Origin of the sequence: Leifsonia xyli subsp. cynodontis (genome assembly GCF_050632205.1) — a bacterium.
Classification (GTDB): domain Bacteria; phylum Actinomycetota; class Actinomycetes; order Actinomycetales; family Microbacteriaceae; genus Leifsonia; species Leifsonia xyli_D.
Genome location: NZ_CP192578.1, coordinates 2,446,262 through 2,458,178, shown reverse-complemented (window position 1 = coordinate 2,458,178; position 11,917 = coordinate 2,446,262). Strand labels below are relative to the sequence as shown.

Genomic DNA, 11,917 nt, shown 5'->3' with positions numbered 1-11,917 from the left:
GGGTCGAAGGACCTTCGGCCCGGCGGCGGACGGGCCGCCGGACCGACACTGGCGTGAGAAACCGGAAGGAGCACCACCATGCGCGCAGCCGTTGTGAGCAGCTACCGTGAGCCGCTGACCATCGAGAACCGGCCCATCCCGTCGCCCGGCCCCGGCCAGGTCCTGGTCCGCCTCGAGGCGTGCGGGCTGTGCCACACCGACATCCACGCCATCGACGGCGATTGGCCGGTCAAGGCCGGCCTGCCGTTCGTGCCGGGCCATGAGGGCGTCGGCATCGTCGAGCGCCTGGGCGACGGCGTCACCGCTCGCCGGGTCGGCCAGCGGGTCGCGCTGCCGTGGCTGGGCCACGCTTGCGGCGAGTGCCGCTACTGCATCGACGGGCGCGAGAACCTGTGCGAGCGCCAACTCAACACCGGCTACTCGATCGACGGCGGCTACGCCGAGTACGCCGTGGCGGACGCCCGTTTCGCCGTGCCGGTGCCCGACGGGGTCGACGCGTTCGACGCCGCCCCCTCACCTGCGCCGGCGTCACCACCTACGCGGCAGTGAAGAACGCCCGGGTGGTCCCGGGGAGCGGGTCGCCGTGTTCGGCATCGGAGGCCTCGGCCACCTGGCCGTGCAGTACGCGCGCCTCGTCGGTGCCCAGGTCATCGCGGTGGACATCACGGAGGAGAAGCTGGACCTGGCCGTCGAGCTCGGCGCCGACCACGCCGTCAACGCGTCCGAGGTGGACCCGGTCACGGCCATCCAGCACCTCGGCGGAGCGGATGTCGCGATCGTGCTCGCCGTCGCGCCCGCCGTGTTCGACCAGGCGTTCCGGTCGCTGAACCGGGGAGGCCGTCTCGTGCTCGTCTCGCTGCCCGCGGAGGGCACCCTGACCGTCCCCGTGTTCGACACCGTCCTCAAGGGCATCTCGATCATCGGGTCCATCGTCGGAACCCGTCAGGACCTGGTCGAGGTCTTCGAACTGCACCGCCTGGGTCGGACGCGCGTCATCGCCAAGGGCCGGCACCTCGCCGAGGTCAACCAGGCCGTCGCGGAGGTCCTCCAGGGACGGGTGCCCGCCCGGCTCGTGTTCTCGTACCACAGCGCCCTCCCCGTGGAATCCGAGGCGGAGCGCTCCGCCCGGGCGTCATCCGCGGGCTGACCGCTGGTCCTCCGGGCGGAGCCGGGTCTCGAGTTCCGGCATCCGTCCGGGCGCGGGGCGGCCGAGCAGTTCGTAGACCGCGCGCCCGTCGAGCGTCTCGGCGTCGAACAGGCGGGCCGACAGCTCGTCGAGGGCCGCGCGGTGGTGCGAGAGCAGCTCGACCGCCCGGGCCTCGGCCTCGCGCACGAGCCGCCCGACCTCGGTGTCGACGGCGCGCTGCGTCTCCTCCGAGTACGGACGGTTCAGCGTCGCTCCGCTCTCGGCCGCATCCTCCCCGGTCGGATAGCCGACCGGGCCGAGCGCCTGGGACAGGCCGAAGTCGCGCACGATCCGGGTCGCCAGCGAGGTCGCGGCGGCGAGGTCCGACGCGGCTCCCGTCGAGCCCTCGCGGTAGACGATCAGCTCTGCGGCACGGCCGCCGAGCGCGACGGTCAGCCGGTCGAGGAGGGCCTGCTCGCCCTGGAGGCGGTGCTCGGCGAGCGGGAGCTGCTCGGTGGCGCCCAGGGTGTCGCCGGCGGGCAGGATCGTGATCTTGTCGACCGGGTCGGCGTGATCGCTCAGCGCAGCGACGATGGCGTGCCCGCACTCATGGACGGCGACCTGCAGCTTCTCCTCGACGAGGAGCACGCTGGAGCTCTCGCGGCGGCCCAGGATGAGCCGGTCCCGGGCCGCCGTGAAGTCCGACCCCATGATCTGCTCCCGCCCGGCGCGCACCGCCTCGATCGCGGCCTCGTTGGCCAGGTTCGCGAGGTCGGCTCCGGAGAACCCCGGCGTCCCGCGCGCGATGACGTCCAGGTCGAGGTCCGGCCCGAGCGGCTTGTCCTGGCAGTGCACGGCCAGGATCGCGGTGCGCTCTTCGGCGTTCGGCAGCGGGACGGTGATGTGCCGGTCGAACCGCCCGGGCGCAGCAGCGCCGCATCCAGCACGTCCGGCCGGTTGGTCGCGGCGAGCACGACGACGCCGGAGGAGGTCTCGAAGCCGTCCATCTCGGCGAGCAGCTGGTTGAGCGTCTGCTCGCGCTCGTCGTTGGAGGCGTACGAGATGGCGCTCGATCGTCGCTGGCCGATCGCGTCGATCTCGTCGATGAAGAGGATGGCGGGGGCGCTCGAGCGCACCGTCTGGAAGAGGTCGCGCACCCTGGAGGCGCCGACGCCGACGAACATCTCGACGAAGCTCGACCCGTCCACCGAGAAGAAATTGACCCGCGCCTCGCCGGCGACCGCTCTGGCCAGGAGCGTCTTGCCGGTTCCGGGAGGGCCGACGAGGAGGACGCCGCGCGGAGCCGCAGCGCCGAGCCGCCGGTAGCGCTCGGGGTTGCGCAGGAAGTCGACGATCTCGGACACCTCGGCCTTGACGCCCTCGTAGCCCGCGACATCCGCGAAGGTGGTGGTCCGTGCGGACGGCGTGAACAGCTTGGCCGACGACCGGGTCACGCCGAAGATCCCGCCCGAGGCGCCGGCTCTGCGCGCCATCCTCGCCATGAACCACCAGACCAGCGCGATCGGTCCCAGGATGAGCAGCCACGTCCACACGCTCGACCAGAACCCGCCCTGGGCGGCCGCGACGAACGTCACGGCGACGTCGGCCGAACGGAGGGCGGCGAGCACGGGCTGGCCGGCCACCGGGAGCGGGATCACGGTCGTGTAGGGATGGCCCGAGCTGAGCGTGCCGGTCACCGTCCCGTCGGCGTCGATGGTCGCCGTGGTGACCTTGTGCTGCTGCACGTCGGTGACGAACGCCGAGTAGGTGAGCGTCGTCGTCGGGGTGCCGAGCGCCCCGGGAAGGAACACCACCGTCCCCAGGCCGATCAGGGCGATCGCGAGGAGCAGCCAGAGCACCCAGGCGCGACGCGGGCGGGGTTCGGGGGGCGGAGTGGTCATGCCGAGAGCCAAGCCCGGGGGTGCGCCGGGGGCAGGGTACAAGGGCCCGCCAGGCGCATGCCGGGACGCAGAGGCCACCCGGGCGTCAGCCGGAGGCAATCGAGAGCTCCACGCCGCGCGGACAGCGAGCGTAACGTCCGTTGTATGGATGCCGCCCAGCAGCCGGCGGCGGGGCCCGGGCACCGAACCCGCCTGCGGAGGGACACGCTCCGGTACGGGATCGTCCTGGTCGCGACCATCGTGCTGACGGCGCTGAACGCGCTCGTCCTGCGGTACTTCGACCTCGCCGGGCTGCCGTCGGTGTTCGGGCTCGACCTGGTGGTCCAGGTGCTGCTGATCGTGCTCCTCCTGTACAGCCTCGCCATCGTCCTGCGGACGCCCGCGACGGTCCTCTGGTCGATCGTGGTGTCGGCGTCGCGGGGGATCGAGCAGAACGAATACATCCGGCGCGTGGATGCGCGGGTGCCGCGGCTTCTTCCCTGGCTGAAGCGGCGCTTCGCGACGGACCGGCCCACCGGTCTCGCGCTGACGATCGGGGTCGTCGTGACGACCGTGCTGCTCGTGCTGTTCCTGAATCTCATCCGCGCCGTCGCCTCCGGTGCATACCTCGCGGTCGACGAGCGTGTCGTGAGCCTGATGCCGAGCCTGCGGACCCCGGCGGAGACGCGGTTCTTCGCCTTCTTCACCTTCTCGGCCGGCTTCGTGGGCATCCTCTTCTTCATCGCCGTGCTCACGGTCGGCGCGCTGGTCCGCCGCCGCTGGTGGCTCCCGGCGCTGTTCGCCGTCGCTTACGGGCTCGAAACGCTGTGCTCCGACCTCACCAAGCTCCTCGTCCACCGACCGCGCCCGGACCAGGCGCTGCACGCCGTCGCGGTCGCCGGGTTCAGCTTCCCCAGCGGCCACGTCCTGTCCGCGACGGTGGTCTACGGGCTCGCGGCGTACGTGGCGTTCCGATCCGCCCGGAGCTCGCTGGTGCGTGTGCTCATCGTGCTGCTCGCCGTGGCCGTCGTCCTGCTCGTCGGCATCAGCCGCGTGTACTTCGGCGTGCACTACCCGACCGACGTGGCCGGGGCCGCGCTGCTCGGCGGCGCGATCCTCGCCGTGCTCATCACGGTGGTCGAGATCACGCAGCGGTTCCGGCTGGTGCCGTGGTGGACGGTCGACCGCGCCGACCGAGGGCCGGTCATCGTCGCCGCGGCAGTCACCGCCCTCTTCGCCGCGATCTTCAGCGGACCGCTGACGCCTGTCCATTCCGCGCCGGCCACTACGGCCGTCGAGGAGGTGACCAGCGTGGATGCGCGCACGCTGGCCCGGTTCCCGCACTACAGCGAGACCCTCACCGGGGACCGCATGGAACCGGTCAGCCTGGTCTTCGTCGGGAGCCGGGGCGAGCTCGAGGACGCCTTCCGGACCGCCGGCTGGTACCAGGCGGATTCGCCGACCGTCGGGAACTCACTGCGCGAGCTCCTCACCGCCGCCCGCAACGAGCAGTACCTGACGGCCCCGGTCACTCCCGCCTACCTGGATGCGAAACCGCAGGACCTCGCGTTCGAGAAGCCGACCGGCGCGAACACCCTGCAGCAGCGGCACCACACCCGTATCTGGCGACTCCCCGCCGACCTGAACGGCCGGCCGGTCTGGGTCGCGACGGCCAGCCTCGACAGGGGCGTCGGGATCGGCTCGCAGGTGCCCCTGCCGACCCACCACATCGATCCCGACGTCGACGCGGAGCGCTCGTACCTCCTCCGTTCGCTCGGTGTGGAGCATCCGAGCTACGTGAGGGTCGTGCGCCCCCAGCTCGGCCACAACGCCGGCGGAGACGCCTTCTTCACGGACGGGCGGGCTGCCGTCGTCCCCCTCGGTGGCCGCTGAGGGCCCCTCAGGCCAGCGTCATGAAGAGCTTCTCGAGCTCTTCGACGGTCATCGGGTCGGAGGTGTCCTCCGGGTCGTTGAGGCACTTCTGCATGGCGGTGGAGATGATCTGGAAGCCGGCCTTGTCGAGCGCACTCGAGACGGCGGCGAGCTGGATGACGACGTCGCGGCACTTCCCGCCGTTCTCGACCGCGGCGATGACGGCGTTCAGCTGCCCCTGAGCGCGGCGCAGGCGGTTGAGCACGGGTTTGATGTCGGCGGCCATGGTCAACGCCGCCCGAAGACGCGGCCGAAGAACCCGCCGCCGGCGGTCGCGGCCTTCTCGGCCTCCGTGTGACGCCCGTCGCACCATTGGGCGGCGGGGACGCGCCGACGCACGTCGGCGACATGCTGGCCGCAGCCGCTCCAGGTGGTCTTGCCGCAGACGGTGCAGGTGACGGGGGAGCACATGACAGGTTCTCGCTTTCTCGGGCTGGTTGGGGCAGGTCCGGTATACCCCTCTCCGTATAGTACGATACCGGGGAGGGTATAACGAACCGCCCTCAGGAGGTATCCAGGATGAAGACGGTGATCGTCGGCGGAGTCGCCGGGGGAATGTCCGCGGCCACCCGGCTGCGACGGCTCGATGAGACCGCGGAGATCGTGGTCTTCGAGCGCGGCCCCTACGTCTCGTACGCCAACTGCGGCCTCCCGTACTACGTCGGCGGTGTCATCAGCGACCGGTCGGCCCTGCTCCTGCAGACGCCGCAGTCGCTGGCGGCGCGCTTCCGCCTCGACGTCCGCACCGGTCACGAGGTCATCGGCATCGATCCCGACGCCCGCACCGTCTCCGTCCTCGACCTCGCCGACGGCGAGCTGCTCGTCGAGAGCTACGACCGGCTCATCCTCGCGGTCGGGGCCTCCGCCCGCGAGGCGGCGGGCCATCCCGGCATCCCGACGCACACCCTCCGCACCGTGGAGGATGTGGATGCGATCGGCGCGCTGGTCGAGGCCGCTGCCGACCATCCGTCCGCGCTCGTCGTCGGAGCCGGGTTCATCGGCCTCGAGGCCGTCGAGAACCTGGTGCGCCGCGGCATCCACGTCACCCTGATCCAGCGCGGCCCGCAGATCCTCGCGCCGCTGGACGCCGAGATGGTGGCGCCGCTGGAAGCGCAGCTGCGCAGCCACGGCGTCGACGTGCGCACCTCGGTCACGATCGAATCGGTGGAGGCGGGCGCAGTGCTCCTCGCCGACGGCAGCACGCTCCGCCCCGACTTCATCATCGACGCGTCCGGAGTCGTCCCCAGCGTCGACCTCGCCCGCGCGGCCGGTCTCCGCCTGGGCCCGACGGGAGGCATCGCTGTCGACGCGGACAACCGCACGAGCCGCCCGGAGATCTTCGCCGTCGGCGACGGGGTGGAGAAGACCGACGCGCTGAGCGGCGAGCCCGCCCTGGTGACCATGGCGGGCCTCGCGAACCGGCACGGCCGCACCGTCGCCGACGTGATCGCCGGCCGGGACGATCGGAACGCGCCCGCCCTGGGCACGGCGATCGTGCAGGTCTTCGACACCGTCGCGGCCAAGGTCGGCTGGAGCGAGCGGCAGTTGGTGGGATCGGGACGCGCGCACCGCGTCATCCACGCCCACCCCGCCTCGCACGCCACCTACTACCCGGGCGCCCAGTCGATGTCGATCAAGCTGCTGGTGGACCCGGAGACCGACGCCATCCTCGGCGCGCAGATCGTCGGCGGCGAGGGCGTCGACAAGCGCATCGACGTGATCGCGGTCGCGATGGCCGGCGGGATCACCGCCTCCGGCCTCACCCGCCTCGAGCTGGCCTACGCTCCGCAGTTCGGCTCCGCGAAGGACCCGGTCAACCAGCTGGGCTACGTCGCCGACAACCTCCGCACGGGAGCCACCCGCGCGATCCAGTGGCACGAGCTGGACGCCGTCGTGGCGGCCGGGGCCACCCTGGTCGACGTGCGGACGCCGAGCGAGTACGCCGCCGGCAGCATTCCGGGTGCGCTCAACATCCCGGTCGACGACCTCCGCGACCGGCTCGACGAGCTGCCCGACGGCCCGCTCGTCGTGCACTGCCAGGTCGGCCAGCGCGGTCACACCGCCGCGCGCATCCTCGCCCAGCACGGCCGCGACGTCGTCAACCTCGACGGCGGCTACCGCACCTGGGCCGCGGGCGCGTCGGTGCGGCACACCCTGTTCGCGAGGGCGTGAGCAGGCGCAGCCCGGCCGTCAGGAGGCCAGGGCTCCGGTGAGATACGTGGTGAGGATGCGGCGCAGCCGCGGCTCGAACTCGACGAGGGCGTGCCCGAGGCGAGGGTCGCTCCGGTAGAGCTCGGCGATCGCCGGAGGTGGGGTCGAGATCTGCCAGAAGGTGCCGGCCACGGAGGTGGCGACGGCGACGAGATCTCGAGCGGCCGTGTCCGAGAGCCGTGGAAGTGCTTCACGGGCGGCGTTCGCAATCAACGCGAGGTGCTCGCCGCTGACCAGCTTGTAGGCGCGCACCGCCTCCACCGAGACGTTCCGCTCCAGATTCAGCGGCGTCTGCGCCAGGAGGTCGCAGAAGAGTCCGCGCGTCGCCAGCGTTCCCGCGAAGGCCTCGGCGACCTCGGACGCGGTCGACGCGCCGGCGAGACGGCGGCGCAGCGCCGGCGTCCACTCCCGCCAGCCGTCGGCGGTCAGGCGCAGGAAGATCTCCTCCCGCGTCTCGAAGTACCGCAGCATCGCCGACTTGTGCATGCCCACCGCGTCGGCGATATCGCTGAGGGTGATCGCCCGGATGCCGCGCTCGGCGCCCAGCGCTCTGGCCGCATCCAGGATCGCGCCTTCCCGCAGGGCCTTCGCCTCGGCGGAGCGTGCGCGCTGGAAGGTCGTGGACTCTGCCATGTCACCAGATTAGCGCAACGCCGTTGCGGTAGTCGCCGGAAGGGGCCAGCGCCTGTCCATTCTGAAAGGGCTCACAGAGGACACGCCCAGAGGGTTCATAGGTAACGCGTGGTTCATGAACCGTTTGGTTGACCCCTTGTTGAGGGTCAACCAGGGTCGTGAGTGCGGCCCCGACCGGCCGCATCTCCTCCTGGAAAGGTTCGTCAGAATGCACGGCAAGACCCTTCGACCGGACAGACCACGACGCGAGAAGACCGGCAGGAGCCGGTTCTCCTCCCTCACCACCGGGCAGCGTGTCCTCGCGATCACCGCGACGACCTGCGCGCTCGCCCTCCTCGGCGGCGGCATCGCCGCAGCCTCCACGATCGCACTCGGACAGCATCAGGTCGGCCAGGACTACCCGGGTGGCGAGCAGGTCTCGGCCAACCAGCTGATCCAGCCCCTCGGCAGCCGCCTGATGACGCCGTTCGGCAAGCTGATGGGATCGACCGTCAGCCCCGACGGCCGCTACCTCGCGGGCACGAGCGCGGACCGCTCCGTCGACCTGCAGGTGTTCGACCTCGACTCCTACAAGCCCGTCGCGGCCGCGGGGACTCTCGCGGCGACGGCGTTCGCCACCGCTGCCTCCAACGCCGGATACGGCTCGATGAAGTACCTCCCGATCTCCGACGGCACCGTCGGCCAGGAGGGGCCGGCGTTCTCGCCCGACGGGAAGTTCCTGTTCGAGCCCGTCGCGACCGGGATCATCCGCTATCCGTTCAACGCCGACGGCTCGCTCGGTGCCGGCACCAAGATCGTCATCCCGAACTCCGCCGCCGGTCAGGAGGCGCTGACCGCGGGGATGGCGTTCTCGCCCGACGGGTCCACGCTGTATGCGGCCGTCAACGGCCAGAACACCGTCGTCGCGATCGACCCGGCGGCCGGCACCATCACCCGGACCTTCGCGGTCGGGATCGCACCGCGGCAGCTGACCTTCGTCGGCTCGCACCTCTACGTGTCGAACGAGGGAGGCCGCCAGGCCGTCGCGGGCGACACGACGATGGACTCGTACGGCACCGCCGTACCGGCGGACACGAACCTCGGCACGAGCACGACCGGCAGCCTCAGCGTGATCGACACCGCGAACCCGGCGAGCCCGGCCGCGTCCATCCCAGTCCAGCTGCACCCGACCGCGCTTCACCTCGATGGAACGACGCTGTACGTGGCCAACACGAACAGCGACACCGTCTCGGTCGTCGACACGCGCTCGAACGCGGTCGTCCAGACCTTCGCCACCCAGCCGTGGGCCTCCTCGACGACCGGCTACCAGCCGACCGGCATCACGCAGCAGGGGGATCGCCTGCTCGTGTCCCTGGGCCGCGCGAACGCCATCGCGGTCTACAAGATCGACCGGAAGGACCCGCGCGACCCGGCGAGCTTCATCGGCCTCCTGCCGACGGACTACTTCCCGGAGAACGTCGCGGCGGTGAAGGGCGGCATCGTCGTCACCAACACGCGCGGCATCGACGCGCGCGGCCCGGGTGTCACGGTCGACAAGGGAGCGGGCGTCCCCGTGGTGACCGGGCACGGCACCCACTCGACTACCGCCTCGCTCACGAAGTTCGCGCTCCCGAGCGACAAGGACATCCAGAAGTACACGGCGGCGGTGTTCGCCCAGAACGGCTGGAACGGCTCGTCGGTGAAGCAGGCGCAGGGCGAGGACCAGCCCGTCAACGCCATCCCGAAGCGGATCGGAGACGCATCCCCGATCAAGCACGTGTTCCTCGTCGTCAAGGAGAACCGCGGCTACGACCAGCTCTTCGGCGACATGAAGCAGGGTGACGGCGACCCGTCGCTCACCCAGTTCGGCCAGACGGTGACTCCCAACCAGCACGCTCTCGCGTCGCAGTTCGGGCTGTTCGACAACACGTACGACATCGGCACGAACTCCGCCGAGGGCCACAACTGGCTGATGCAGGGCGACAACCCGGCGTACACGGAGACCAGCGTCGGCGAGTACACCCGCTCGTACGACACCGAAGAGGATGTGCTCGGCCACCAGCGCTCCGGCTTCCTGTGGAACTCGGTCCAGGCCGCGGGCAAGTCGGCGAAGAACTTCGGCGAGTTCGAGTACGGCGAGGGCAAGCCGGCCGGCGCCACCTGGCAGCAGTACTACTGCGCCGCTCAGGATGTGATGGCCGGCGGATCGCCCGCCCAGCTGTTCGACCCGTCCATCAAGTGGAACTCGAGCTCGGTCATCCCGTCGCTGAACGCCATCTCGGACCCGAACGCGGCGCCGTTCGACCTGGCCGTGCCCGACATCTACCGCTACGAGACCTGGAAGCAGGACTTCGAGAAGAACGGCCCGTCCAACTTCAACATGGTGTGGCTGTCGAGCGACCACACCGGCGGCACCGCCGACCCGAAGGCGATGGTCGCGGACAACGACCTCGCTCTCGGCAAGATCGTCGACGAGATCTCGCACTCGCAGTACTGGAAGGACTCCGCGATCTTCGTCGCGGAGGACGACAGCCAGGACTCGGCGGACCACGTCGACGGACACCGCGCGCCCATCCAGGTCATCAGCCCGTACGCGGTGCACGGCAAGACGGTGAGCACGTTCTACTCGCAGATCAACATGGTCCGCACCATCGAGCAGATCCTCGGTGCGCAGCCGCTGAACCAGAAGCTCGCCGCGGCGACGCCGATGACGGACGCGTTCACGAACAAGCCGGACCTGACGCCGTACACCTCGGTCGCCAACCAGGTGCCGCTGACCGAGGGCGTGGTGACCAAGCCCGCCTGCGGGTACGACACCCTCGGGAAGACCGGTGCTGAGGCCGATGCGATCAACGCCCAGGCCGCGAAGGAGTCGGCGATCCCCGATTCCGAGAAGGCCGTGGCGGCGAAGTGGCAGAAGTGGGCGGGCAAGCAGCACTTCACCGGCACCGCGGGCCACCCGGCCATCCCGGACTACGACAACCCGGAGCTGATGAACCGGTGGACCTGGTACCAGACCCACCACTGGACCTCGGCCTACCCGGGTGACGCGAAGATCTACGGTCCGGACGAGGTCCCCGGAATCGCACCGGGGTCGACGGACCACGACGACCAATAGCGGTCGCGCATCCCGGCTCTGAGGCCGGGACCGGGACGCCCTCATCCCACCGGATGGGGGCGTCCTCGGCCGATCGGGGGACTTTCGCCCCTCTCCGCGGTCGCTCCGAGTCCGACCCTTGCAGTATGGATACGAAGACGGGCACGCATTCCGCGGAAGACCTGAAGGTGCGTCACGATGTCCAGTCCGAACTGGGTTGGCAGGCCGGCCTGGAGGAACCCGCACATATCGGTGTCGCCGTCGACGGCGGCGTTGTCACGCTGAGCGGTGAGGTCGGCTCGCTCAGCGAACGTCTGACCGCGGTCACCGCTGCCCAGCGCGTGGTCGGCGTGCGCGCGGTCAACGACGAGCTCCGCCTGCGTCACGTCGAGGGCGAGCCGGAAGGTCTGGAGCTCGCCAAGGCGGTCGACGAAGTGCTGCGGTGGACGTCGCGCGTTCCCCAGGATCGCATCCATCTCGAGGTGCAGGGTCACCGGGTGATCCTGAGCGGCCTGGTCGACTGGGACTACCAGCGCTCGGCTGCGGCGAAGGCGGTCCGGCGCATCGAGGGCGTGCACGCCGTCGACAACCGGATCCAGTTGACGGGACGCCCGGACGCGCACGACGTCGAGCATCGGGTGCGAGAGGCGATCATCCGGAACGCCGCGTTGGATGCACGCAACATCGTGGTCACCGTCGAGGGGACGGAGTTGACCCTCAGCGGGTCCGTCCGCTCCTGGATCGAGAAGCACGAGGCCGAACTGAGCGCCTGGTCGTCGCCGAACGTGACGCAGGTCCACAACCTGCTCGTCGTGCACCTCGGTGACGGCCGATGAGCATGCATCGACCGGTACGGACCGGCGCCTTCCTGGAGATGGCCGGCGTGACGGTCGCCTGGGCGGTGCTGCTCTTCGCGGTCGCACTGGGAACCTTGGTGCTCGTGTCGACCCTGTTCGGCCACCAGATCGGGATGGTCCTCCGCGTCTTCGGCGTCTCCTGAGCAACACTCGGGACCTTCTGCCCTGACCGCATCCCCTCGGCGCCGGTTGACTGCCCAGT

General features: G+C 70.5%; 9 protein-coding genes and 3 pseudogenes. 6 read left to right on the top strand and 6 right to left on the bottom strand.

Features of this window, described 5'->3' with window-relative positions; all coding sequences use genetic code 11:
* Window positions 1-78: 78 nt before the first annotated feature.
* Window positions 79-1,147, top strand: a pseudogene (locus ACQ86M_RS12210) (zinc-dependent alcohol dehydrogenase).
* Here ACQ86M_RS12210 and ACQ86M_RS12205 read toward each other — a convergent pair.
* From ACQ86M_RS12205 to ACQ86M_RS12195, 3 genes and pseudogenes are all read right to left on the bottom strand, one after another.
* The gene (locus ACQ86M_RS12205; protein ID WP_431247883.1) at window positions 1,133-1,774 is read right to left on the bottom strand and encodes a hypothetical protein; all 642 of its coding nucleotides are present in this window, start codon (window positions 1,772-1,774) and stop codon (window positions 1,133-1,135) included. The pseudogene ACQ86M_RS12210 and the gene ACQ86M_RS12205 overlap by 15 nt on opposite strands.
* Window positions 1,775-1,879: 105 nt before the next feature.
* Window positions 1,880-1,981: pseudogene (locus ACQ86M_RS12200) on the bottom strand (hypothetical protein); the annotation flags it as partial.
* Between the two features lie 74 nt (window positions 1,982-2,055).
* Window positions 2,056-3,027: pseudogene (locus ACQ86M_RS12195) on the bottom strand (ATP-dependent metallopeptidase FtsH/Yme1/Tma family protein); the annotation flags it as partial.
* A gap of 144 nt (window positions 3,028-3,171) precedes the next feature.
* On the opposite strand from ACQ86M_RS12195, the gene ACQ86M_RS12190 reads away from it, so the two are divergent.
* Window positions 3,172-4,899: an LssY C-terminal domain-containing protein gene (locus ACQ86M_RS12190; protein WP_431245642.1), complete on the top strand. Its 1,728-nt coding sequence runs from the start codon at window positions 3,172-3,174 to the stop codon at window positions 4,897-4,899.
* A 7-nt stretch (window positions 4,900-4,906) separates the two neighbouring features.
* Here ACQ86M_RS12190 and ACQ86M_RS12185 read toward each other — a convergent pair whose 3' ends face one another.
* Both ACQ86M_RS12185 and ACQ86M_RS12180 read right to left on the bottom strand, forming a co-directional pair.
* Window positions 4,907-5,164 carry a metal-sensitive transcriptional regulator gene (locus ACQ86M_RS12185; RefSeq protein ID WP_431218928.1) on the bottom strand — a complete coding sequence of 86 codons (258 nt, stop codon included), beginning with the start codon at window positions 5,162-5,164 and terminating at the stop codon, window positions 4,907-4,909.
* Between the two features lie 2 nt (window positions 5,165-5,166).
* Window positions 5,167-5,349 (bottom strand): hypothetical protein, encoded by a 183-nt coding sequence (locus ACQ86M_RS12180; RefSeq protein WP_431245641.1) that lies wholly within the window; start codon window positions 5,347-5,349, stop codon window positions 5,167-5,169.
* 108 nt (window positions 5,350-5,457) lie between these two features.
* Between ACQ86M_RS12180 and ACQ86M_RS12175 the strand changes: the two genes are divergently transcribed.
* The gene (locus ACQ86M_RS12175; RefSeq protein WP_431245640.1) at window positions 5,458-7,110 is read left to right on the top strand and encodes an FAD-dependent oxidoreductase; all 1,653 of its coding nucleotides are present in this window, start codon (window positions 5,458-5,460) and stop codon (window positions 7,108-7,110) included.
* A gap of 18 nt (window positions 7,111-7,128) precedes the next feature.
* On the opposite strand, the gene ACQ86M_RS12170 is transcribed toward ACQ86M_RS12175, so the two are convergent.
* A complete protein-coding gene (locus ACQ86M_RS12170; RefSeq protein WP_431245639.1) occupies window positions 7,129-7,782 on the bottom strand; it encodes a TetR family transcriptional regulator in 654 nt (217 codons plus the stop codon).
* A gap of 208 nt (window positions 7,783-7,990) precedes the next feature.
* Between ACQ86M_RS12170 and ACQ86M_RS12165 the strand changes: the two genes are divergently transcribed.
* The 3 genes from ACQ86M_RS12165 (at window position 7,991) to ACQ86M_RS12155 (ending at window position 11,858) form a co-directional block, all read left to right on the top strand.
* A complete protein-coding gene (locus ACQ86M_RS12165) occupies window positions 7,991-10,879 on the top strand; it encodes an alkaline phosphatase family protein (RefSeq protein WP_431245638.1) in 2,889 nt (962 codons plus the stop codon).
* Between the two features lie 125 nt (window positions 10,880-11,004).
* Window positions 11,005-11,694: a BON domain-containing protein gene (locus tag ACQ86M_RS12160; protein WP_431245637.1), complete on the top strand. Its 690-nt coding sequence runs from the start codon at window positions 11,005-11,007 to the stop codon at window positions 11,692-11,694.
* Window positions 11,691-11,858, top strand: coding sequence for a hypothetical protein (locus ACQ86M_RS12155; RefSeq protein ID WP_431245636.1), 168 nt, complete (start codon window positions 11,691-11,693; stop codon window positions 11,856-11,858). The genes ACQ86M_RS12160 and ACQ86M_RS12155 overlap by 4 nt, the downstream gene beginning before the upstream one ends.
* Window positions 11,859-11,917 lie beyond the last annotated feature (59 nt).